This window comes from Anoxybacillus ayderensis (genome assembly GCF_000833605.1).
Classification (GTDB): domain Bacteria; phylum Bacillota; class Bacilli; order Bacillales; family Anoxybacillaceae; genus Anoxybacillus; species Anoxybacillus ayderensis.
In genome coordinates this window covers 399,566-422,660 of record NZ_JXTG01000001.1, presented here as the reverse complement: position 1 = coordinate 422,660, position 23,095 = coordinate 399,566, and the positions used below count along the sequence as shown (strand labels likewise).

At 40.5% G+C, this 23,095-nt stretch carries 23 protein-coding genes and 2 pseudogenes; 2 read left to right on the top strand and 23 right to left on the bottom strand.

Annotated elements, in window-relative coordinates:
• Positions 1-35 precede the first annotated feature (35 nt).
• From JV16_RS02140 to cysK, 18 genes and pseudogenes are all read right to left on the bottom strand, one after another.
• Entirely contained in the window at positions 36-902 is an 867-nt protein-coding gene (locus tag JV16_RS02140; RefSeq protein ID WP_021094607.1) for a 2-oxoacid:ferredoxin oxidoreductase subunit beta, read from the bottom strand.
• Positions 903-904: 2 nt separating this feature from the next.
• Positions 905-2,641, bottom strand: coding sequence for a 2-oxoacid:acceptor oxidoreductase subunit alpha (locus JV16_RS02135; protein ID WP_021094606.1), 1,737 nt, complete (start codon positions 2,639-2,641; stop codon positions 905-907).
• 199 nt (positions 2,642-2,840) lie between these two features.
• Complete coding sequence (locus tag JV16_RS02130) at positions 2,841-3,800, bottom strand: dipeptidase (RefSeq protein WP_042534000.1); 960 nt, start codon at positions 3,798-3,800, stop codon at positions 2,841-2,843.
• A gap of 48 nt (positions 3,801-3,848) precedes the next feature.
• Complete coding sequence (spoVS, locus tag JV16_RS02125) at positions 3,849-4,109, bottom strand: stage V sporulation protein SpoVS (protein ID WP_003181955.1); 261 nt, start codon at positions 4,107-4,109, stop codon at positions 3,849-3,851.
• Positions 4,110-4,234: 125 nt separating this feature from the next.
• Entirely contained in the window at positions 4,235-5,029 is a 795-nt protein-coding gene (locus JV16_RS02120; protein ID WP_021094604.1) for a TIGR00282 family metallophosphoesterase, read from the bottom strand.
• A 99-nt stretch (positions 5,030-5,128) separates the two neighbouring features.
• The gene (rny, locus tag JV16_RS02115) at positions 5,129-6,685 is read right to left on the bottom strand and encodes a ribonuclease Y (protein ID WP_021094603.1); all 1,557 of its coding nucleotides are present in this window, start codon (positions 6,683-6,685) and stop codon (positions 5,129-5,131) included.
• A 268-nt stretch (positions 6,686-6,953) separates the two neighbouring features.
• A pseudogene (locus tag JV16_RS02110) lies at positions 6,954-7,382 on the bottom strand (recombinase RecA family protein); the annotation flags it as partial.
• A 280-nt stretch (positions 7,383-7,662) separates the two neighbouring features.
• The gene (locus JV16_RS02105) at positions 7,663-8,286 is read right to left on the bottom strand and encodes a DUF559 domain-containing protein (protein WP_009362677.1); all 624 of its coding nucleotides are present in this window, start codon (positions 8,284-8,286) and stop codon (positions 7,663-7,665) included.
• Positions 8,287-8,366: 80 nt separating this feature from the next.
• Positions 8,367-8,975 (bottom strand): annotated as a pseudogene (gene recA, locus JV16_RS02100) (recombinase RecA); the annotation flags it as partial.
• 105 nt (positions 8,976-9,080) lie between these two features.
• Positions 9,081-10,313, bottom strand: coding sequence for a competence/damage-inducible protein A (locus JV16_RS02095; protein WP_042533997.1), 1,233 nt, complete (start codon positions 10,311-10,313; stop codon positions 9,081-9,083).
• A 21-nt stretch (positions 10,314-10,334) separates the two neighbouring features.
• Entirely contained in the window at positions 10,335-10,913 is a 579-nt protein-coding gene (pgsA, locus tag JV16_RS02090; protein ID WP_026011787.1) for a CDP-diacylglycerol--glycerol-3-phosphate 3-phosphatidyltransferase, read from the bottom strand.
• Between the two features lie 29 nt (positions 10,914-10,942).
• Complete coding sequence (locus JV16_RS02085) at positions 10,943-11,809, bottom strand: helix-turn-helix domain-containing protein (protein WP_084220253.1); 867 nt, start codon at positions 11,807-11,809, stop codon at positions 10,943-10,945.
• Positions 11,810-11,818: 9 nt separating this feature from the next.
• On the bottom strand, positions 11,819-12,610 hold the full coding sequence (locus JV16_RS02080; RefSeq protein WP_009362682.1) for a DUF3388 domain-containing protein: 792 nt from the start codon (positions 12,608-12,610) through the stop codon (positions 11,819-11,821).
• A gap of 182 nt (positions 12,611-12,792) precedes the next feature.
• The gene (locus JV16_RS02075; RefSeq protein ID WP_009362683.1) at positions 12,793-13,041 is read right to left on the bottom strand and encodes a DUF3243 domain-containing protein; all 249 of its coding nucleotides are present in this window, start codon (positions 13,039-13,041) and stop codon (positions 12,793-12,795) included.
• A 65-nt stretch (positions 13,042-13,106) separates the two neighbouring features.
• Positions 13,107-13,820: an elongation factor P 5-aminopentanone reductase gene (gene ymfI / locus JV16_RS02070; RefSeq protein ID WP_021094599.1), complete on the bottom strand. Its 714-nt coding sequence runs from the start codon at positions 13,818-13,820 to the stop codon at positions 13,107-13,109.
• A gap of 6 nt (positions 13,821-13,826) precedes the next feature.
• Positions 13,827-15,107, bottom strand: coding sequence for an EF-P 5-aminopentanol modification-associated protein YfmH (gene yfmH / locus JV16_RS02065; RefSeq protein ID WP_021094598.1), 1,281 nt, complete (start codon positions 15,105-15,107; stop codon positions 13,827-13,829).
• Positions 15,104-16,381: an EF-P 5-aminopentanol modification-associated protein YfmF gene (yfmF, locus tag JV16_RS02060; RefSeq protein WP_021094597.1), complete on the bottom strand. Its 1,278-nt coding sequence runs from the start codon at positions 16,379-16,381 to the stop codon at positions 15,104-15,106. The genes yfmH and yfmF overlap by 4 nt, the downstream gene beginning before the upstream one ends.
• A 46-nt stretch (positions 16,382-16,427) precedes the next feature.
• The gene (gene cysK, locus JV16_RS02055; RefSeq protein ID WP_035063108.1) at positions 16,428-17,348 is read right to left on the bottom strand and encodes a cysteine synthase A; all 921 of its coding nucleotides are present in this window, start codon (positions 17,346-17,348) and stop codon (positions 16,428-16,430) included.
• Positions 17,349-17,490: 142 nt separating this feature from the next.
• On the opposite strand from cysK, the gene JV16_RS02050 reads away from it, so the two are divergent.
• A complete protein-coding gene (locus JV16_RS02050) occupies positions 17,491-17,856 on the top strand; it encodes a rhodanese-like domain-containing protein (protein WP_021094595.1) in 366 nt (121 codons plus the stop codon).
• A 12-nt stretch (positions 17,857-17,868) separates the two neighbouring features.
• Here the strand turns inward: JV16_RS02050 and JV16_RS02045 are convergent, their stop codons facing one another.
• The 4 genes from JV16_RS02045 to JV16_RS02030 are packed head-to-tail and all read right to left on the bottom strand — an operon-like array spanning position 17,869 to position 21,442.
• Entirely contained in the window at positions 17,869-20,013 is a 2,145-nt protein-coding gene (locus JV16_RS02045; protein ID WP_021094594.1) for a DNA topoisomerase III, read from the bottom strand.
• Positions 20,014-20,059: 46 nt separating this feature from the next.
• A complete protein-coding gene (gene yidC / locus JV16_RS02040; RefSeq protein WP_412093544.1) occupies positions 20,060-20,809 on the bottom strand; it encodes a membrane protein insertase YidC in 750 nt (249 codons plus the stop codon).
• A gap of 21 nt (positions 20,810-20,830) precedes the next feature.
• Entirely contained in the window at positions 20,831-21,109 is a 279-nt protein-coding gene (locus JV16_RS02035; RefSeq protein WP_021094592.1) for a hypothetical protein, read from the bottom strand.
• Between the two features lie 45 nt (positions 21,110-21,154).
• The gene (locus tag JV16_RS02030) at positions 21,155-21,442 is read right to left on the bottom strand and encodes a MerR family transcriptional regulator (RefSeq protein ID WP_006323413.1); all 288 of its coding nucleotides are present in this window, start codon (positions 21,440-21,442) and stop codon (positions 21,155-21,157) included.
• 331 nt (positions 21,443-21,773) lie between these two features.
• On the opposite strand from JV16_RS02030, the gene JV16_RS15735 reads away from it, so the two are divergent.
• Positions 21,774-21,911 (top strand): hypothetical protein, encoded by a 138-nt coding sequence (locus JV16_RS15735; protein ID WP_021094590.1) that lies wholly within the window; start codon positions 21,774-21,776, stop codon positions 21,909-21,911.
• 53 nt (positions 21,912-21,964) lie between these two features.
• On the opposite strand, the gene JV16_RS02025 is transcribed toward JV16_RS15735, so the two are convergent.
• Entirely contained in the window at positions 21,965-22,882 is a 918-nt protein-coding gene (locus tag JV16_RS02025) for a diacylglycerol/lipid kinase family protein (RefSeq protein ID WP_021094589.1), read from the bottom strand.
• Positions 22,883-23,095 lie beyond the last annotated feature (213 nt).

Sequence of the window (23,095 nt, the reverse complement as noted above, 5' to 3'; positions counted from 1 at the left end):
AAAAGAGGATGGCCTCTACCACCCTCTTTCCTATCTTACATAAACTCTGCAACGAGTTGATCAAATTTTTCTTTACTAATTGTTAAATCCGCTTCAGTTAGTGGTTTTTCGCTATAACCCGGCACAAGATCTTGATATGATTTGCGCTCTTTATTTTGATAAATAAGCCCTGTCACAAGCCCTTTATGTTTCATTAACGTTTGCATCGCCATTTCGCGATTAGACGGATCGTATCCTTCAATTGAACTTAAGCTTGTTAAATTGTCTTTAAACCAATCGTACGTGTTCACTTTATTGTATGTGACGCAAGGGCTAAATACGTTAATGAGTGAGAACCCTTTATGCTTCATGCCCTCTTCAATTAATTGCGTCAACTCTTTTAAATCGCTAGAAAAGCTTTGAGCGACGAATGTTGCCCCTGCTGTTAATGCCATTTCCATAATCGACAACGCTGGCTCAACTGACCCTTGTGGTGTACTCTTCGTTTTAAATCCAACTTCACTACGCGGTGATGTTTGACCTTTTGTTAAACCGTAAATTTGGTTATCCATGACGATGTACGTAATGTCGATGTTACGTCGAATAGCATGAATTGTATGCCCCATTCCGATCGCAAATCCGTCACCGTCGCCACCAGCAGCAATGACAGTCAAATCGCGATTTGCCATTTTTACCCCTTGAGCAATTGGAAGCGCTCGGCCATGAACACCATGGAAGCCATATGAGTTAATGTAACCAGAAATACGACCTGAACAACCAATTCCAGAGACAACAACAAGTTCATGTGGTTCAAGTCCAACGTTGGCAGCTGCGCGCTGAATGGCTGCTTGCACAGAAAAGTCGCCGCAACCTGGACACCAGTTCGGTTTAATGTTATTACGGAAATCTTTAAATGTCGCCATGTTTAAAACAACTCCTTGCATTTTGTATAAACTTCGTGCGGTAAGAACGGGTTGCCATCATACTTCAACACGTTAAATACTTTCTCAGCATGTCCAACGTTCATTTTTAAGATGTTGGCAAGTTGTCCTGTTGCGTTATTTTCAACGACAACAACTTTTTTCGCTGATTGCACAAGCGGCAACATTTCTTCCGTCGGGAATGGATGAATGAGACGAACGTGAGCATGGTTCACTTTTATACCATCGCGTTCTAATCGTTCCATCGCCTCTTCAATCGCCCCGCGCGTCGAGTTAAATCCGACAATTAATATATCTGCTTCTTCATGCTTCACATGTTTATGAACTGGTGTCGGGAATTGAATATGTTTTAACTTGCGTAAACGCTTATCCATTTGTGCAATACGGTTCGCTGCTACTTCAGAAGGACGACCTGTTTCATCGTGCTCAACACCTGTCACATGGTGAATACCGTTTTTCATTCCCGGCAATACGCGTGGTGACACACCGTCTTCAGTCACTTCATATCGTTTGAAGCAACCTTTGTCCGGAATTTCAGGAAGTTCTCCTGTGACAAGCTTGCCGCGACGAATTTCAATTTTGTCGTACTCTAGCGGCTCAACAGTTTGCTTTCCTAGCGAAAGTTGTAAGTCTGTTAAAACGATGACTGGGCATTGATATTCTTCTGCAATGTTAAACGCTTCGACCATATCGTAAAACGCTTCTTGTACAGTACTCGGAGCGATGACTACTTTCGGAATCTCACCATGTGTACCGTAAATCATAGCCATTAAATCTGACTGCTCTTGTTTCGTCGGAAGACCTGTACTTGGGCCACCGCGTTGCGTATCAACAATGACAATCGGCGTTTCTGTAATTCCAGCTAATCCGATCGCTTCCATCATGAGCGAAAGACCCGGCCCAGCCGAAGCTGTTAACGTACGCACACCCGCATAGTTTGCACCAATAGCCATTGTACAAGCAGCAATTTCATCCTCTGTTTGAATGACCGTGCCACCAAACTGCGGAAGCTTTTTAATTAAATATTCCATAATCTCAGATGCAGGTGTAATTGGATAAGCAGCCATAAAACGTGAACCGCCAGCAAGTGCGCCAAGCGCAATCGCGTCGTTTCCAATCATAAACATTCTCTTTTTGCCATCTGCTTTTTCAAGCTGCATTAATTGAATGTTGTCGCCAAGCTGTTCACGCATAAACTGAGCGCCCGCTCTGATCGCTTCCATATTTTTTGCAACAACTTGTTCGCCTTTGCGACCGAAAATCTCCTGAACGACCCCTTCATATACGCTAATATCGAGACCGAGTACTGCGCTAGAAGCTCCGACTGCAACCATGTTTTTCATTAATGCTGTTCCTAATTCTGTTGCAATATCTGTAAATGGAACCGCATACAACGTAGCTCTTGACTCGTCCGGAATCGTCGGATTAAACTTCGCGTCTGCGATGACGATCCCACCTTGACGTAACTCATGAAAGTTGAAATCAATTGTCTCTTGGTCAAAAGCTACTAATATATCAAGATCATCGGCAATCGAACGAACTTGTGTCGTGCTAACACGAATTTTATTGTTCGTGTGGCCACCTTTAATGCGAGATGAAAAGTGGCGATAACCGTATAAATAGTAGCCTAGTCGGTTGAGCGCAATGGAGAATATCTCTCCCGTACTTTCAATACCTTCCCCTTGTTGTCCTCCAACTTTCCACGAAAGTTGACTAATCATGTCTTACACCCCTTTAAAGTTCCATCAATTGTAACGTAACGTTTTACGATTATAAGTGTAGCACTTTTCCAAAAAAAGCTCTACCATTTCGCTTAATAAATTTTTTGAAAAATTTCATATACTAAACGCTTTCATTCTAGCCCTATTGAAAAAAAATTGCAACATATTTGTTACAAAAATGTGAATTTTTCTTTCGATTTTATTGGGGGATTCGCTCATAAAAATTGCAAAACAAAAATTTTTTTACCTGCTCCTCTTTAAAATGCTTTAACAATTCATCAATGAAATGCGGATAATGAGAAACATTTTCCAATTGATCAACCGTTTCAAACATACCGTCAAAATCAGATCCAAAACCGATGTGATTTTCTCCACCTAACGAACAAATATGATCGACATGCCGTAATACATCTGTCACCGTTGTCGTATGGGCATCGTGACGCAAAAATTGCGGAACAAACGTCACACCGATGACTCCATTTTTCTTAATGAGCGCTTGAATTTGATCATCACGCAAATTGCGAGGATGCGGACAAAGCGTATATGCATTCGAATGTGAAGCGATCGGATAGTGAGCTAATTCCATAACATCCCAAAACGCTCGTTCACTTAAATGAGATACATCTGTCCAACACTGTTGTTCATTTAATAATTGAACGACTTCTTTTCCGAATCTCGTCAACCCTCCCCCACGTTGCTCTAGAGCACCGTCTGCTACCATATTCGCATCATTCCACGTTAAACCAACAGAACGAACACCGAGGCGAAGAAGTGTGCGCAACTGCGTTAAACTTTCTCCTATAGCTTCACATCCTTCTAATGTGAGCATCGCTCCAATTTCATTCGGTTGTAGTTGATCGATTTCTTTTTTTGAGCGAACAACTTTCATATTCGGTTGCGACACAATTTTCTCGTAAAAATAATCAATCATCTCTAACGCGACAAAAAAGCGTGACTCTGGTCTGACATGTTTCGGAATATAAATCGCAAATCCTTGTACAGTTACACCGGCCTGCTTCAATCCATCGTATGTGACATGTAGCGATGAACTCCGCTCAAACGATACATCTTGGTCACAAAATAGTTGATATAAAACGTCACAATGAGCGTCAAATATACGCACAACGACCCCTCCATACGAACATTCGTCTTTTAGCATATGATAAAAATAACCTGTTTGCTATGTAAGCAAACAGGTTTATGTGTATTAACGCGGCTCAACAATAAGCTTAATTGCTGTCCGCTCTTCCCCATCAATTTGAATGTCCGTAAACGCAGGAATACAAATGAGATCAACTCCGCTCGGTGCTACGAATCCTCGCGCGATCGCTACTGCCTTAACGGCCTGATTTAATGCACCTGCGCCAATGGCTTGAATTTCAGCTGCACCGCGTTCTCTTAACACGCCTGCAAGTGCACCAGCTACGGAATTAGGATTAGATTTTGCTGAAACTTTTAATATTTCCATTTCTAGCTCCTCCTCGTTTCTAACAATTGCTTATGAAAAGTTGTACTGTTCATTATATATTCGTCCCTGTTTGCTCGTATTCCTGCTATGATATGTATTTTTTCAGAAAAATCTTAAAAGAGGAACTAGTCAAAATACGGATGATCGTCATTGATGATAATTCGTTGGATAGACCTTGTTTTTCCACTTTTTTCGTCTATTTCAATGAGCACAGCATTCAATTGTGCCCGACCAGTCGTCACTTCAAATCGAACCGGAAGTCCTGTTAAAAATTTGCGCAATACAGCTTCGCGATCAACCCCTAAAATACCGTCATAGGGACCCGTCATCCCGACATCAGTAATATATCCTGTTCCATTTGGCAAAATGCGCGAGTCAGCTGTTTGAACGTGTGTATGCGTGCCAACTACTGCGCTTACTCGGCCATCTAAATACCATCCCATCGCTTGTTTCTCACTCGTTGCTTCTGCATGAAAATCAACGAGAATAAAAGGAGTTCGCGCAAGCGCCATCTCGACTAATTCATCCGCTTTTTTAAATGGGCAATCGATCGCTGGTAAAAATGTTCTTCCTTGTAAGCTAATGATCGCTACCTCATATCCTTCCACATGAACGAATACGATCCCTTTTCCAGGTGTACCTATTGGAAAATTGGCTGGACGAACGAGCACTTTCGCTTGGTCAATAAATTCGAAAACTTCACGATTATCCCACGCGTGATTGCCAAGCGTTACTACATGCACTCCTATCTCTACAAAACGACGATATATTTTTTCGGTAATCCCTTTTCCGCCCGCTGCATTTTCACCGTTCACAACAATGACATGAGGCTTATATTTTGCTTTCAGTTTCGGCACATATTCATCAATCATTTTTCGTCCCGGTTGCCCCACGACATCACCGATAAATAATATTTTCATCGTACTACCCTTTCTATGCTCATGATCTCTATTTTTCAGTTTCGCACAAAATAAAGCATTTATCAATACGAAAAAGCTACCCCGAATAAGGAGTAGCTTTTACTTTGCGTATTCAACAGCTCGTGTTTCGCGAATCACCGTGACTTTAATATGCCCTGGGTAATCAAGTTCTTCTTCGATACGCTTGCGAATATCACGCGCTAAACGGTGCGCTTCCAAGTCATCAATTAGATCTGGCTTAACCATGATACGAATTTCACGTCCAGCTTGGATAGCATATGATTTTTCAACACCTTCATACGACTCAGCAATTTCTTCAAGCTTCTCAAGTCGACGAATGTAGTTTTCCAATGTTTCGCTACGAGCGCCTGGTCGAGCAGCAGATAAAGCGTCTGCAGCAGCGACAAGAACAGCGATAATCGACGTCGGTTCCGTATCGCCATGATGGGACGCAATGCTGTTAATGACAACCGGATGCTCTTTATATTTCGTCGCGAGCTCTACCCCGATTTCGACATGGCTTCCTTCTACTTCATGGTCAACAGCTTTTCCGATGTCATGAAGGAGACCTGCTCGTCTTGCGAGCATTTCATCTTCCCCTAACTCAGCTGCCATTAAACCAGCTAAATATGCAACTTCCATCGAATGTTTAAGCACATTTTGTCCATAGCTTGTACGGAACTTCAAACGCCCTAAAATTTTAATTAAATCTGGATGCAATCCGTGGACACCAACTTCAAACGTCGTTTGTTCTCCCACTTCACGAATATGCTCATCCACTTCTCTTCTCGCCTTCTCGACCATCTCTTCAATTCGTGCTGGATGGATACGCCCGTCTTGAACGAGTTTATCTAGCGCGATGCGCGCTGTTTCACGACGGATCGGATCAAAACCAGATAAAATGACCGCTTCCGGCGTATCATCAATGATAAGGTCAATACCTGTTAACGTTTCTAATGTACGAATGTTACGCCCTTCACGTCCGATGATTCGGCCTTTCATTTCGTCATTCGGCAAGTTCACAACAGATACAGTTGTTTCTGCTACATGATCAGCAGCACAACGTTGAATGGCAAGCGATAAAATTTCTTTTGCTTTTTTATCCGCTTCTTCTTTCGCTTTCGTTTCTGCTTCTTTAACCATGAGCGCAATTTCATGCGAAAGTTCTTTTTCTACACGTTCTAAAATGATTTGGCGTGCATCATCACGCGTCAAACTAGAAATGCGCTCTAGTTCAGCTTGTTCTTTTCGAACGAGTTCTTCCACTTTGCTTTCCATCTCTTCAATATGCTGTTGTCTTTCATTCAGAGAATTCTCTTTCTTTTCAAGCAATGCTTCTCGCTTGTTTAACGCTTCATCCTTTCGATCGAGATTCTCTTCCTTTTGCAACAAACGGTTTTCCTGTTTTTGTAACTCACTTCTTCGTTCGCGAATTTCTCGTTCTGCTTCAACGCGAAGTTTGTGAATCTCATCCTTTGCTTCAAGAAGCGCCTCTTTTTTCAATGCGTCTGCTTCTCGTTTCGCTTCTTCGATCATTTGTTTGGCAGCTGCTTGTGCACCACCAATTTTTGCCTCGGCAATGGATTTACGAACAAAAAAGCCAACAACTGCACCGACGACTAGGGCAAGCAAAGCGGAGATGATCGTTTCACCCATTGTCCTCACCTCCTCTTGCTATAAATTCGTTACTTCATCAATGTCGGCATGTACATTGCAACCATTCAACATACACTTCAAAATTGTCAAATATACATGTACATTTTAAAGGTGACCTTCCATATTGTCAAGGCTTGTCATTGTGGGAAAGCGTTTCATATCGCTTTATTTTCCAAAAAAAGAGGGTGTTCCAGAAATAACGGAGCACCCTTTCCATAACTATATATGCACATAATCACTTTTTTATTGAAGCAAGGCGACCTTTTTATTATTCTAAAAAGTCTAGATCATCTTCGCGCACAGATGTCGTCGATGCCCCTGCTGTAATGCCATAATGTTGGCGAATTTCACGCGCAATTTCTTCCATAATGTGTGGATTTTCCTTTAAAAATTGTTTTGCATTTTCTCGCCCTTGTCCTAGTCGCTCATCTTTATATGAATACCAAGCGCCACTTTTTTGAATAATGTCGAGTTCAGCACCCATATCAATAATTTCGCCTTCTTTTGAAATTCCTTCGCCATACATAATATCTACATCCGCTGTTTTAAACGGCGGCGCCACTTTGTTTTTCACAACTTTAATTTTCGTCTTATTTCCAACCATGTCGTTGCCTTGTTTAATTTGTTCTGCACGACGCACTTCTAAACGAACAGACGCATAAAACTTTAATGCACGGCCTCCAGGAGTTGTCTCTGGCACATCCTATAGATTTACCATCTCTATAGGGTGGACTATATCTTCATCTCCAAACATGGAGAGCCTTGCGCTTCCAGCAGTAGCCTATCCTCTGCTGTACCCTACTCAGTGGCAACATATGCCCCTTTCGGTAGTCTCTACACCTTCCTTACTATAAAAGTAGTAAGGCTTGGCACGGTATTACCCCATAAATCTTGGAGGGCTCCACCGTTAGCACGAAGTATACAAACTTCGCACACCCCTAGGCAATCGGGTTCACAAGGTTTTTTTCTTGCTATCACTAGCAAGGGAAACCCAGAGTAAATTGCTTAATTTTTTCTGTTACATGTTCAATATTTTGTAGTTCTTTTTCGTATATAACCAAATAACGATAGCCTTTTTTTGATAAATATTCTCTCTTTCTAACATCTCGATCTTGTACCTTTTTTGTTGAGTGAGCCCATTCACCATGGACATCGATACAATGTTTTCTTCCAAGATAAAAATCAATAGACCATTTATCTATTCGTTTTTGTTTTATATACGCTAGATCAAGTTGTTCAAGAATTTGTTCAACCTGTTGCTCGATTTGTGTATCAAAGTTTTTCCGTCGAACCTTCACCCCAAGTTCTTTTCTTCTCTTTGCCACACAAGTATCAGTTACACCATACTTTTTAGCGATCTCTACGTGGGATAAATAAGGATTTCTTAACTCCCTCTCAACCTCTTCTGTTTTGGGTAAATACACCTTCCAATGTCTCTGCCTCTGTATTCCTAAAAGTTTGATGATTTCCCCAATCCTTCGAGGATCTAACCGTGTTTCACGCGATATTTCGGTTAATTTCTTGTTCGAATTTTGAACGATATAATCAACTTGCCACTGCTCTATATTTCTAAATGTTCTATTTCCCACTTTAACAACCAAATCATATCTCCTCCTAGAGAGAGGATATAGAAAGAACTACAATTTGTGAACATGTAACGAAATTAAGCAACCATATATCGATTTCCAAACATAACTCCCACTTTTTCCCTTATTTGGTTAATGAAGATAGCAATCGTTTTAGATTTGTTGATGGCGCCTGATAGTTTACGTAGCGCTTGGGACATGAGTCGCGCCTGCAATCCAACGTGAGCATCCCCCATTTCCCCTTCAATTTCTGCCTTCGGAACAAGAGCTGCGACTGAGTCAATGACGATAATGTCAACTGCCCCGCTTCGCACAAGTGCTTCGGCGATTTCTAACGCTTGCTCTCCTGTATCTGGCTGTGAAAGCAACAATTCATCGATATTAACCCCTAATTTTTCAGCATAAATAGGGTCTAACGCATGTTCCGCATCAATAAATGCAGCTTGACCTCCTTGCTTTTGCACTTCTGCAATCGCGTGAAGGGCAACCGTTGTTTTCCCCGAAGACTCCGGACCGTAAATTTCAATAATCCGTCCGCGCGGATATCCTCCTACGCCTAGCGCAATATCAAGGGCAAGAGAGCCGCTCGATACCGTCGAAATTTGACGATCTGTTTGCTCCCCTAGCTTCATAATTGAACCTTTTCCAAACTGCTTCTCAATTTGCTTTAACGCTTGTTCTAATGCTGCTTGACGATCGTTCAAAGAAACTCCTCCTTTTGCTTGTGAAAAATAAAGCAGTAACTGCTACTTATTACTATACAGCTTTTCTATTTATTTGCCAAGAAAAATCGAATGAGTGTTCGTAAATTAATGTAGCAATTGCAGCAAATAATAACAACCGTATTTTGCTGTACGCATCCGAATGGCTCGGCGTCCGCCTGATAATGTGAGGCCAAATGTCTTTGTCCCTTGTTCTATCGCAATCCCTATCCATACCGTTCCTACTGGCTTTCCTTCCAACTCGTTCGGTCCTGCAACACCTGTAAAACTAATACCGATATCGCTTCCACAAAGTTTTCGAACATTTTCTGCCATCAACTGCGCACATCGTTCACTAACTGCCCCCTCCGTTTGTAATATTTCTTTCGGCACATGGAGCACATTTTCCTTTATTTCATTCGTATAACAAACAACTCCCCCCGCGATAACTGTAGAAGCTGTTGGGAGTGCTGTCATTTCTTCTAAAAATAAACCTCCCGTTAAACTTTCAGCAACAGCGAGCGTCTGATTGTTTTCTTTCAATGTAGCTAACAATTTGCTAAACAACGTGTCATCATTATAACCGTAAAAGTAAGGACGAACGCGGGCTAAAATGTTTTGCTCCAACTCATCAATGAGCCGCTTTGCTTCTTCTTCACGCTCATGTTTCGCTGTTAAGCGAAGAGTTACTTCACCATCGGACGCAAGTGGAGCAATCGTCGGATTTGTTTGAGCATCGATGAAATCCTCAATTTCTGCTTCTAACTGTGATTCACCGATATGAAAAAAGCGAAGAACACGTGAAACAATTTTCTCGCGAACATGACGTTTTTGCAATAAAAAAGGACGTCCATATTTGATGAACATCGGTTGCATTTCTTTTGGCGGTCCCGGGAGGAGCATGTACGTGATGTGATCAACAGTTATTGCCATTCCCGGGGCCATCCCATGTTCATTTTTTAATACATAACTTCCTTCCAATACGAGCGCTTGTTTTCGATTGTTCGGAGACATTGGGCGCTTCGTTTTCGAAAAATAATCACAAATAGAACGCCATGCTTCTTCATCTAAAACGAGCGATTTATTTAACATGTTTGCAATTGTTTCTTTCGTTAAATCGTCTTTTGTCGGACCAAGTCCCCCTGTGAAAATGATTAAGTTCGAGCGTTGCTTCGCTACTTCAATCGCATGTGTAAGCCTTTGAGGGTTATCGCCAACAACCGTATGGTAATACACATCTATTCCTATTTCAGCTAATTGTTGCGATAAAAACTGAGCGTTCGTATTTGCAATTTGACCAAGTAAAAGTTCTGAACCGACCGCAATGAGTTCTGCTTTCATCTTTCTCCCATCCCTTTTTATTTACTTTGAATGACGAAATGCGTGTTTATTTTTCGCAAAGTAATCCCATCCTGACCAAATCGTGAAAACAAGTGCAACCCACAACGAAATGTCCGCAAACGGAAACGACAAAAGTGAAAAAGGAAGATTATGCAAAAGAAGCGCTGCAATCGCTACAATTTGCGTCCACGTTTTAATTTTTCCAAGCATATTTGCTGCTACCACTTCACCTTCTCCCGCTAAAACAAGCCGTAATCCGGTTACAGCAAATTCACGGCTAATAATGACAATCACGATCCATGCAGGAGCTAAACCTAATTGGACAAGCGCAATGAGCGCAGCAGATACAAGTAATTTATCTGCGAGAGGGTCAAGAAATTTCCCTAAATTCGTTACTAATCCATATTTTCGTGCATAGTATCCGTCAACCCAATCGGTTGTTGATGCGATAATAAAAATAAGCGCAGCTATGGCGTGTGTTACCGGCAGCTGTTCTGTTCCGATTTGAATCACACCGAAATCAATCGGTGCCAACAGAAAAATAAGGAAGAAAGGAATAAGAAGCATTCGCGCAATCGTAATTTGGTTCGGTATATTCACAACACTTACCTCCAACACTTCATCCAACATTATTGTTTTTTATACAGAATAGTAATATCTTGGCGCACGTGATCGTTTGGATTGACAGGATATTCAAGCGTCTGCCCGTTTATTTTTACTTCTGCATTCAATGTTTGTCCGATGACTAACAATACCTCTGTTTCATTTGTTAAATCAAATGTTTCAGATTGATTCGCATACATCATTTTCCGTGCAAACGCCTTTCCTTTTCCGTTTTTCACTTCAATCCAAGCGTCACCTTTTGTTGCAATGTCAATGATCAATTGCTCTCCTGTCACTTCAAGTGTCGATCTTCTCCCGTTCGTTTCAATCACTTTAACCGTCGCTTCTAATGGTTGTTCCTGCTGTTCATTTTCTCCTTCGTTTTCAGACTGTTGCTCACTTTGTTTTTCCGGTTGTTGCTCGTTTGCTTGCTCGGACTGTTCAAATTCTGTCTTTTCGTTAATCACTTGCTCTTGTGGTTTTTCGTTTACCGTACGATTTTGGAAAAAAAACCAAAGAACAACAGCCACTCCAATCACTAATGTACCGATCAAAATTTTCGGAAGAACATCGAGCACTTTTGCGCCTTGTTCTGATAATTGTCGCGATTTTACACGCGATAGTTCGCCAGGAAGCTCTTCTTGTTGGGCATTTGGAATTTCGTTTGCATATTGCTCAAACAGTTCGTCAGCATCGAGGCCGACTGCCTCGGCATATTGCCGAATAAATGCCCGAACATAAAATTTCCCTGGCATAATGACATAATTTCCTTGTTCAATTGCGATTAAATATCGTTTTTGAATTTTAGTGATTTCTTGCAAATCATCTAAACTCATATGACGTTGTTCTCTCGCTTCTTTCAAACGCTTCCCTAACTCTGTCAACGGAAACACCTTCCATCTTTAAAAATCAATATTTGAAAATCCGTCATTTCCAAAAAATGAGGACTGATCAACGAGATCATACGTAATTTCCTCATCTGCATCGTGACGCAATTCAATGATATAATCAAAGTCGTCGAGCTTATATTCTGTATGCCTTACAAAAATATCAGGATGTTCAATCACTTTCGTCGCCGGTAGACGCATGAGCTCACGAATGAGTTGCCAATGTCGCTCGTTTGACCGACGCGTCGAAACAATCCCGTCAATAATAAAAACATTATTTTCGCTATATTCATCTTCGATTAATTGGCTACGAATCGTCTGTTTAATTAATGTAGAAGAAACAAACAACCAACGCTTGTTTGCACACACGCTCGCAGCTACGATCGATTCCGTTTTCCCCACGCGTGGCATGCCGCGAATTCCAATTAACTTATGCCCCTCTTGTTTAAATAGCTCTGCCATAAAATCAACGAGCAAACCTAACTCGTCTCTGACAAAGCGAAACGTCTTTTTGTCGTCAGCATCACGCTGAATATAGCGCCCATGCCGAACAGCAAGACGGTCGCGAAGCTTCGGTTCACGTAATTTCGTTACTGTAATATCTTCCATCGTCGCTAAAATGGATTGTAAGCGCTCAATTTGTTCATGACTTTTACATAGCAAAAGCATACCTCGCCGCGAATCATCCACTCCGTTGATCGTGACGATATTAATGGAAAGCATGCCAAGGAGAGATGCGATATCTCCTAACAACCCCGGGCGATTCATATGTATTTCATACTCTAAATACCATTCTTTTTTCTCCATATACCCCTTCTCCCCTTTACGTTACACGATGCGATCATTTAAGCAACGCTTTGTCGAAACACGCATGTATGTTTATTTTACCATTTGAATGCGAGAATGAAAAGAATGGACGACCGTTTTTTGTGAACAGATAAACATAGTAAAACAAGCTGGTGGATATCACCAGCTTGCGCCTACATGACTTATTTATTTTGGACAAGTTTAATCATCATGTTTGCAATGGCATGTTGCTCTTGCTCATTTGCGACATGCCACAAATCGGCAAGTACACGCTCTTCTGGGTTTTTCGGATCGACTTGTTTCGCCAAATAATCTCCAATTTGATAAGCAATATCCGAAATGACTTGCTGGTTCATCCCTTGCTCTTGTGCTTGATGAAGACGATCAGCTAAAAAGCTTTTCCATTGTTCAAAATTATCAAGAACAGACATATGCAAACCTCCTTGAAATTCGTTTCAAGAACAGTTTGCCTCACAACATAAAAAATTATGCTTGCTTAACAATACCAACCGCCATTTACGGATAAAATTTGTCCTGTAATATACGATGCATGATCAGAAATTAAAAATGACACAGCTTTTGCCACATCTTCCGGCTTCCCTACTCGTCCGAGTGGAATATCATCAATTAGCGCTTGAATTTCTTCCTCAGTAAACTCATGAAGCATCGGCGTATCAATAGCCCCTGGAGCGATCGCATTGACTCGTATGCCACTTGGAGCAACTTCTTTTGCTAACGCTTTAACAAATGTATTTTGCGCACCTTTTACCATCGAATATAACACTTCGCAAGATGCACCTGTTAGTCCCCAAATGGATGAAATGACTACAATTTGTCCACGACGTTGTTGAATCATAGAAGGCAACAGTCGTTTTGTCAGTAAAAATGGACTTGTTACATGTAGTTGCACCATTTGTTCTACTTGTTCATTAGTCATGTCCGTCATCAATCCATACGCACTCATTCCACTATTATGAATGAGCACGTCAATAGGATGGAAAATAGAAGACATTAACACATCTACCCCAGAAGGATGAGATAAATCAGCTTGAATCGCATATGTGTCTGTGGATAGTTCTTCCATTATATGTCGAACGGATTGTTCATTTTTGTAGTAATGTAAGTATAAACTATACCCATCTTTAGCAAGCTGCCGAGCAATTTCTTGCCCAATTCCCCCGCTCGCTCCCGTAATTAAAGCATATTTCATCTCATTTCACCTTTTCGGGACAACTTGGCACACAGTAAACTGTTCGCGAACAAAACATTCGCGAGCGACCGTTTTTAAATCGTCAGATGTTAATGATTGTAACGTTTCTACAACATCGAACAAACTCATATGATCAAACGCATACCGAGTAAACTGATTTGCAATATATTCAAGAGAGTTTAACGAACGTAAAAATGTGCCGATCTTTTTTCTTTTCATTCGTTCGACTTGCTCATCATCAATATCGTCAAACTCCAAAAGAATACGCTGAATTTCTGCCGCTAATTGATCGGGCTGTGATGTGTCACCGCCAACTAAGCCGAACCCAAAATCACTTTCTTCCGTATAGTCGACCATAAATGTTTCGTCAATTAATCCTTGTTGATACAATCGCTCATAATGTGTGGAGCTTTTCCCAAATAAATAGTCGAGCAATAAACCGATGGCACATTCATGTTTTAACTTTTCTTTTCCTTTTGTATATACGTTGGTTGCTTTTATACCAACGAAACATTTTGGTGTTTGCACGTTCATTTCAATGACATGTCGTTCACGAGCAACATGAGTCGGCTCCTCATAACGAAATCGCTCGATCTCTGCTGGCGGACGGAACGTTTTTTTCGCTTGATTCGTTCGAATTTGTTCAAGTATAGCCGATGGATCAATAGGACCTGTAACAAACAATAACATGTTGCTCGGATGATAAAACGTTTCATAACACTCATATAATAAGTCTTTCGTAATGTGTGAAATCGACTCTACCGTTCCCGCAATATCAATTTTTACGGGATGGTGATGATACATGCTTTCGATTGTCCCAAAATACAAACGCCAATCTGGATTGTCATCATACATGCGAATTTCTTGACCGATAATCCCTTTTTCCTTTTCAACCGTTTGTTCTGTAAAATACGGCTCTTGCACGAAATCAAGTAACGTTTCTAAATTTTTTTCTACATTTGTTGTACTAGAAAATAAATAGGCGGTGCGTGTGAAAGACGTAAAAGCATTCGCAGATGCCCCTTGTTTGCTAAACGTTTGAAATACATCGCCATCTTCTTTTTCAAACAATTTATGTTCTAAAAAATGAGCGATGCCATCCGGTACTTTTTTCATCGTTGTTTTTCCATACGGGGTAAAGTAGTTATCCACCGAACCGTATTTCGTTGTAAACGTCGCATATGTTTTGTTAAATTCTTTTTTTGGCAAAATGTAAACATCTAATCCATTGTTTAGACGCTCATAAAATAATTGTTCCTGTAATTGATCGTGGTGAATGATTTTCATTTTTTCTCACCTTCCTTCTCTGTTAAAAAATAAATCGTATCTAATTCAATTTTTTCGCCTACACGAACGATATCTTCTCGCGTCACTTTTTCAATTCCTTCGAGCCATTGCTGTAACGGACGTTGATTTGTTGCAATGACATTATGATAAGACATTTCGATCATTCCTCTTGCGGTATCGATCGTTTCTAATAGTTGATTACGAATGACCGCTTTTGTTTGAACGATTTCTTCATCGCTAAATTGTCCGTTACGCATCGCCTCTGCTTGGGCATGGATGATTTCGAGCGCACGTTCATATTTGCTTGGGTCAATTCCTGCCATGACCATCATCATTCCTTGGTGACTCTCAATACGTGAAGCTGCATAATAAGCTAAACTCGCTTTTTCGCGCACATTAATAAACAATTTTGAATGTGCAAATCCTCCAAATATCCCATTCCATACTTGTAACGCATCATAATCTGGATCATTATATGTCGTGTTCGTTCGATAGCCGAGATGGAGCTTCCCTTGTTTTACATCTTGTTTTTCTACAACTTCTTGCACATCTGTTCGTATTGTGATCGTCGGTGTCGCTATTGAACGTGGCGGGCGCACTTCTAACGGAAAACGTTCAGCCACATCATGTTCTACATCAGCTAACATGACATCCCCAACGATGTATAAATCTATTTCATCGTGTTTCAACATGTGCTCATAATGTTCATATAAACGTTTAGCGTCAATCGAATCGACATCCTCTAGTTTACCGTGAACATCAAGCGCATAAGGTGAACCTTTATACATTTCTTCCATGAGTCGATGTTGAGCATATCGCATTTTATCGTCAAACAACGATTGAATTTTTTGTTTCAATGCTCGTTTCTCCTGTTCAACGATCGCAGCAGAAAATCCATCTCCCTCGGTAAACGGACGAAATAGCATGTCGCTAAATAACGTCAACGCTTCACGTAATAATGGGGATGTGTCACCTAAAAATTTTTCGTTTGCAATATCCATTCGAATAGTAATAATATGATTTTCTCCTTTTTTCGCTAAATCAACTTGTAATGTGGCACCATATAGTTCGTCTAAATATGTACGTAACGCTTTCATCGACGGATGCCGCTCGGTAGCGTTTTGTAGTACGTATGGAACAAGAGCTCGCATCGTTACATCTTTTTCACATAACGGTGCTTTCATCTTTAATACGAGCGTATTTGTTTTATATTTTTTTGTCGGAATGACATGAAGACGAAAACCGCCTATCGTTTTTACTTCTTCTTGAAACATACAATCACTCCTTTTTATTTTATAGCCTCGACATTTTTCATCGCTCTTATCCGCTAAATAAATCGGATGATAAGTATCGCTCTCCTGTATCTGGTGCCATGCAAAGCACACGTGCATCTTCAGGAAGAGTGCGAGCCACTTGCATAGCACAATAAGCAGCCGCTCCAGCTGAGGCACCAACGAAAATTCCTTCTTCTTTCGCTAATCTTCTTGCCATCATTTGCGCTTCTTCATCTTTGACGAGCAAAATATCATCATACACCGTTCGATTTAAAATGCGGGGAATAAAACCTGGCCCAGTACCAGGAATTTTATGCGGCCCCGGTTGCCCACCCGAAAGGACGGGAGACCCATATGGTTCGACCACATAAATACGTAAACGAGGAAATTTTTTCTTCAATTCTTCCCCCGTCCCTGTCACTGTCCCGCCAGTTCCTGCCGTAAGTACAAACGCATCAATCCCATCTGGAAATGCTTCTATAATTTCAAGCGCTGTGCTAGCCCGATGAGCATCTGGATTTGCTTCATTTTCAAATTGCATCGGAATAAAGCTGTTTGGAATGTTCTCCGCAAGCCGATACGCTTCATCAATCGCCCCTTGCATGCGCAAAGCTGCGGGAGTTAAGTACACTTCCGCCCCATATGCTTTCAATAAATTGATCCGTTCTTTCGTTGCATTATCTGGCATCGTAATGATGCAACGATATCCCTTCGCAGCGCATACCATTGCTAATCCAATTCCTGTATTTCCTGATGTCGGCTCAATAATTGTGCTTTCATAAGGGACGATTTTTCCTTCTTGTTCTGCTCGTTCAATCATTCGTCTAGCCGCGCGATCTTTCACACTTCCCCCTGGATTAAACGATTCAAGCTTTATATATACACTTGCTCCCTCAGGAAAAACAACCCGATTGAGCTTCACAATCGGCGTGTTTCCGATCAGATCGATAATCGATTGATACATCATTTTCCCTTCTTTCTATGTAAACCTTTCCTTTAATTGTACTATATCTCGAAATAACAATGGTGTCGAAACGTTTGAAGAAATGAAAAAAATGAGTTAGAATACATGAGTGGGTATTCGATTATATACGGAGGTTGGTGACAAAATGAAAAAATGGGCAGCTCTTTTATTCGTATTTCTTTTCATCATAAGCGGATGTGCACAAGGGGGCTACACAAACATTTCTGTTGATGAAGCAGCACAAATGATCCAAAAAGGAGACGTTGTTGTTCTTGATGTTCGAACAGAAGAAGAATACACTTCTGGTCATATTCCAGGCGCGATGTTACTTCCTGTACAACAACTGAAAGAGCGCATAAATGAACTGAAAAAAGACGAGACATATATCGTTGTTTGTCGTTCAGGTAATCGCTCAGCGCAAGCAAGCGAATTACTAGTAAAAGAAGGGTTTACAAACGTATATAATATGACTGGCGGCATGAACGAGTGGAATGGTGATGTTGAAAAATAGGAGGTAGTCCTCCTATTTTTCAAACGAAAACGATATACGTTTTTCTTTTTCATCCCATATAAGTGCAGCGTTAAACGTCCTTTCTCCCTTTTTAAATCCTTTAATAACATTCGTTTTTCCTTCAGTTAACAATTTTTTAATATTCGTTTGTGAAATGGATTTTCCTAACATCGTTTTTGAAATCGTAAATGAGCACTTTGTTTTTGTATAGTTGACACAGCCGTAAAACGAACCTTTATCAATGACCGAGCCCCCACAAAGCTTACAAGTCCCAACATGGTTTCCGATCGTTGTTTTTTTCTTTCGCTGAATCGAAGTCGTATCAAGCCCTTCAAACGACCAGCTGCTTGCCATTTGCACCGCATCTGTTACGATTTTCGCTGCTAATTTTTTGACTTGTTCCATAAAATGTGTCGCTGACGCTTTCCGTTCACCAATTTCACTTAATCGTTGCTCCCATTTCGCTGTCATCTCGGGTGACGCTAAAATATGTGGACCGATGGCTTCAATTAATACTTTTCCTTTATCGGTTGCATATACTTGATTATTTTTTATTTCGATATAGTTTCGCTCCTTTAATGTTGTAATAATGGAGGCGCGCGTCGCTTCCGTCCCGAGTCCTTCTGTTTTTGCTAATACTTTTTCTAGTTGTTCATCGTCTAAAAATTTCCCTGCTGTCTTCATTAACGTGATCAGTTCGCCTTCTGTGTATCGCTTTGGCGGCTGTGTTTTTCCCTCTTTCACATGCACATCATATACCGTTCCTTTTTCTCCCCTTTGTACATTCGGTAAAAGTTGTACATCATCATCTTGTGACATAAGGACGTCTCGCCATCCTGCTTGTATTTGTTTTTTTCCTTTTGAAATGAAACGTGCCCGTCCATCGACAAGAGTAATCATCGTCGTATAGTCAAATACCGCCTCTTCACAATGGGCAGCGATTAAGCGTCGAACGATAAGATCGTAAATATTTCGCTCATCGTGGCTCAGTTTTTCCAAATCTGGAACTTGTTCAGTCGGGATAATGGCGTAGTGATCCGTTACTTTCTTTTCATTTACATAACGTTTATTATGTAAAATTGAATAATGAGCAAGCGGAAAGTAAGAAGCATACTCTTTCTTTTGCGCAAGAAACTTTAAAATATGCGGAAACGTTTCCGCTTCCCCTTTCGTGACATATTGTGAATCCGAACGCGGATACGATACATATCCTTTTTGATATAGCTTTTGTAATATATCAAGCGTTTTTTGTGGTGAATATCTAAATCGCTTGTTGGCTGTTGCTTGTAATGTTGATAAATTAAACAAAAGCGGTGGTAAAAACGTTTTTCGCTCACATGTCACTTCTTCTATCTCTACTTGTTTTCCTCTGCAAAATGCGCTCACCTTTTCGGCGAGTTGCTGATCATATGTTCTTGTTTCATTTTCATGCCACCACTTTCCTTCATATCGTTTTCCATTCACATCAAACGTAGCAACAACTTCCCAAAACGGCTCGGGACGAAACTGTTCAATTTCTTTTTCTCGTCTCACAATTAATGCAAGCGTCGGCGTTTGTACACGCCCGACGGAAAAAACATCATTCATCCCTTTTTGTTTTAATAAAATTGTATACACTCTCGATGCGTTCATACCCACAAGCCAATCGGCACACGTTCGGGCATACGCCTCTTCGTATAGCGGACGCGTCTCGTTTTCATCTAACAACTGGCGAAAGCCTTGTTCGATTGCTTTCGGTGTTAACGATGAAATCCAAAGCCGTTTAATCGGTTTTTTGACGCCGCTCATATAAATGATATTGCGAATAATTAATTCCCCTTCTCTCCCTGCATCGCCTGCGTGAATGATTTCTGTCACTTCTGGCTGACGGAGTAATTGTTTAATGATGGAAAATTGTTTCGCCTTTTTTCGATCCATTTCATATTGAAAACGATCGGGAATGATCGGTAACGTATCTAGTGTCCATCGCTTCCAGCTTGCTTCATACGTTTCTGGGGAAGCTAATTCAAATAAATGTCCAACTGCCCATGTCATATAAGCGCCTGTCGGAAACAGCTCATTCGGTAAAATTTCAATATACCCTTCTCGTTTTTTTGTTTGAAAAATAGATGCAAGCGTTTTTCCTTGATCCGGTTTTTCAGCAATAATCACTTTCATTTTTTCACCCCTTCACGAAAAGAAACCTGCTCAGCTAGCGAGCAGGTTATTTGGCAACTTCTGTATCGTATCTTTTCCATTGTGCACGCATGATAAGCGACTGAATAATTGAAAAACATCCACCAACGACCCAATATAGCGACAAAGCCGAAGGGACAGAACTCGCTCCCATGAAAATCATAACAGGCATAATATATGACATCATTTTCATTTGTGTAGCCGCTTCCGCTGTTGTAGCAGTCGGAGATAACCGCATCGAAATAAATGTCGTTAAGCTTGCTAATATCGGCATAATGAAATACGGATCGCGATGACCGAGCTGCATCCATAAAAACGAGTGCAGTTTAATTTCTTCCGTTCGCGAAATTGCGTAATACAGCGCCATAAAAATAGGCATTTGAATAAAAATCGGTAAGCAACCGCTCATTGGGTTGACACCGTGTTTTTGATATAGTTGCATCATTTCTTGCTGTAGCTTTCTTTGCGTTTCCATATCTGTGCCTTTATATTTTTGTTGAAGTTTTTGTATTTCCGGGCGAATGCGCTGCATCGCAATATTGGCACGAAACTGTTTGATGATAAGCGAGAGCAGCCCAAAGCGGACAACAATCGTCAATGCGATAATAGCGAGCCCGTAATTTTCTTGAAATGCGTGTCCAAGCATCAGTAATAACTTTGACATCGGATAAACAAAATAATGATCCCATACACCTTGACTATGCTCTGTAATCGGTACATTTCGATTACATGCACTTAATAAAAATACGAAAAATAAAATAATCCATTTTTTCACAATTTTACTCCTCCTTGTTTGTTATCATAAGCAAACAAGGAGTGTCCTTCCTTCTTCATCACTCGCATACGATCGTTCATCGATCGGAATTTTCCGCTGTTGAAATGTAACAAATCGCACGTGTAACGACATATATCTATATGCATCGCTCGTCTTTATACAGACATTCGCATCGTATGAAACGAATCGTTGAATGGAGATCGGATAATTTACTTGTCGCGTCACATAGCACGTCATCGCCACAACGAACATACTGAAGAGCGATACATACGTAAATATATCGAATGAAAACTCCATAAACATGACCATTCTCCTTCCCCTATCAATTATAACATGGAGAAGAGAAAATTACATACGAGAACGAAAATGGGCGTTGATTTGTCCTTTTCTCATCGTTTCACGAATCTCTTTCATCATTTCATAACGAATTTCTCGTGTTTGCACTCCTTCCTCGCGTTTGTTTGCGATCTCAACGAGCCATTCAACATCAGCGAAGGAATACTTTCTCGTTCCTTTTGATCGATCAGGAAAAATAAGTTGGCGTTCCTCATAATACCGAATTTGTCTCGGTGACAAACCGGTTAATTCACTAACAATACCAATCGAAATGACTTTTTTATGTTTATACGATTCCATCCTTATCCCCTCTCGTGTATACCGCGTTATATTTCATAACATTAATATAATGTATTTTATCAATATTGAAACGACTTTTGTTATAAAAATTAACAAAATTCATTATTCATGTTATAAAAAGTAACAAAAATGCTGTTTATAATACAGAGGATAGATATAATGATTATCAAATAAATAACGGAAGGAGGAAAGAAAATGGGAACCCTTTTACAAATAACGCTGAAACAAAAGCAATTTTATATCGACAAACTGCATGAAGGAGGAGAAATACATCACTGGACATTAGCGGAACTGCGAAAAAAATATGAACAACTTCGAAAGGAGATTGAAAATGGAAAAACGAGCCATAGATTTAGCGAAACAAATTATTGAGCTTGATTTGCAGCGAGACGCGATATTCGAGCAGCTCCTTGCACTTCTTGGCGATCGCGCCTATGAAATATTGCGGCATATGCAAAACAAATATTAAAGGCTCTTGGCGATGGCAAGAGCCTTTATTCTTTATATAAAAATCCATTCGGGCTACTTCAGCACACGTATTTGTTTGTTTACTGAAATCGTAATGTCGCCTTCGCCAATTTGCTCGCCATCTGCATGGAGAGGAAGAGACGTGTTGCCGCAAATATGAATATATTTCCCTTGAAACGTATGTACTTCTTTCATCCTTATATGACCGCCCCAGAAAACTGTCACAAATAAAGCGAGCAGTTTTAACCGTGATATATTATCGACCACGACAATATCAAAACACTGATCATTTGACAGCGCAAATGGAGCAATCTTCATTCCACCGCCATAATACGGATGATTCGCAACGGTGACAAGCCATGCATTTGAAAACGTATATTGTTTTTCATCAACTGTCAATTGCACAACAGTTGGTTTATATATAAACAACTCTTTCAATAAATAAAACACATAAACAAACTTTCCTAAATATAATCTATTCAAAAGATGTTTCCATCTCGAATGATTCACCTTTCGTGAAATATGTGCATCGAATCCACAACCGACACTGTTCACAAAAACACCTTGTTTCACACCTTTAAACGTCCCGATATCATACAGTTCGACATGCATATCCTTCACACGTAATAACATTTGACTAAGCGCTTTTCTCCACGTTATCGGGATGTTTATCCCTCGGGCAAAATCATTTCCTGTTCCAGCGGGGATGTATCCGACAGTGACATGATCATACATCGCAACACCGTTCATGACTTCATGCATCGTTCCGTCTCCACCAACGGCAATTAATATCAACGGTTCATATGTTTGCTCAGCAATCTGTTGTGCTAGCTTCATTCCGTCTCCTTGTTTTTTTGTAAATACAACATGATAACGAATATGATGATGTTGAAGTGCTCGTTCGATTTTTTTCCATATTTCTTTACATTTCTCATTTTTCGCTGAAGGATTTACAATAAAATATAGTACCAAACCTTCTCCCCCATTCTCTAACCCTTTCCTTTTATTTTACCATGGCATATACATGTATGACATCAATCTTTTCCCTTGACATAATTTTTGAAGCCTTATACAATTAAAAACAAATTGTTGCACCGAACGATTGATAGCAAACTCGTTTCCTTGTTTTGTCTTAGCGTTTTTGACATGGCGACATGGCGAAAACGAAAGGACGGACGCCGAAAC

Bases quoted from the DNA above. Each gene is read 5' to 3' on its own strand.
- JV16_RS02075 (WP_009362683.1), bottom strand. From the start codon at position 13,041: ATGTCTGTTCTTGATAATTTTGAACAATGGAAAAGCTTTTTAGCTGAT.
- JV16_RS02050 (WP_021094595.1), top strand. From the start codon at position 17,491: ATGAAAAAATGGGCAGCTCTTTTATTCGTATTTCTTTTCATCATAAGC.
- JV16_RS02080 (WP_009362682.1), bottom strand. From the start codon at position 12,610: ATGGAGAAAAAAGAATGGTATTTAGAGTATGAAATACATATGAATCGC.
- rny (WP_021094603.1), bottom strand. From the start codon at position 6,685: ATGGGTGAAACGATCATCTCCGCTTTGCTTGCCCTAGTCGTCGGTGCA.
- JV16_RS15735 (WP_021094590.1), top strand. From the start codon at position 21,774: ATGGAAAAACGAGCCATAGATTTAGCGAAACAAATTATTGAGCTTGAT.
- JV16_RS02130 (WP_042534000.1), bottom strand. From the start codon at position 3,800: ATGCTAAAAGACGAATGTTCGTATGGAGGGGTCGTTGTGCGTATATTT.
- cysK (WP_035063108.1), bottom strand. From the start codon at position 17,348: ATGATGTATCAATCGATTATCGATCTGATCGGAAACACGCCGATTGTG.
- yfmF (WP_021094597.1), bottom strand. From the start codon at position 16,381: ATGTTTCAAGAAGAAGTAAAAACGATAGGCGGTTTTCGTCTTCATGTC.
- JV16_RS02035 (WP_021094592.1), bottom strand. From the start codon at position 21,109: ATGTTTATGGAGTTTTCATTCGATATATTTACGTATGTATCGCTCTTC.
- JV16_RS02030 (WP_006323413.1), bottom strand. From the start codon at position 21,442: ATGGAATCGTATAAACATAAAAAAGTCATTTCGATTGGTATTGTTAGT.
- JV16_RS02095 (WP_042533997.1), bottom strand. From the start codon at position 10,313: ATGAAAGCAGAACTCATTGCGGTCGGTTCAGAACTTTTACTTGGTCAA.
- JV16_RS02120 (WP_021094604.1), bottom strand. From the start codon at position 5,029: ATGAAAATATTATTTATCGGTGATGTCGTGGGGCAACCGGGACGAAAA.
- ymfI (WP_021094599.1), bottom strand. From the start codon at position 13,820: ATGAAATATGCTTTAATTACGGGAGCGAGCGGGGGAATTGGGCAAGAA.
- spoVS (WP_003181955.1), bottom strand. From the start codon at position 4,109: ATGGAAATATTAAAAGTTTCAGCAAAATCTAATCCTAATTCCGTAGCT.
- yfmH (WP_021094598.1), bottom strand. From the start codon at position 15,107: ATGAAAATCATTCACCACGATCAATTACAGGAACAATTATTTTATGAG.
- JV16_RS02045 (WP_021094594.1), bottom strand. From the start codon at position 20,013: ATGAAAGTGATTATTGCTGAAAAACCGGATCAAGGAAAAACGCTTGCA.
- JV16_RS02140 (WP_021094607.1), bottom strand. From the start codon at position 902: ATGGCGACATTTAAAGATTTCCGTAATAACATTAAACCGAACTGGTGT.
- JV16_RS02135 (WP_021094606.1), bottom strand. From the start codon at position 2,641: ATGATTAGTCAACTTTCGTGGAAAGTTGGAGGACAACAAGGGGAAGGT.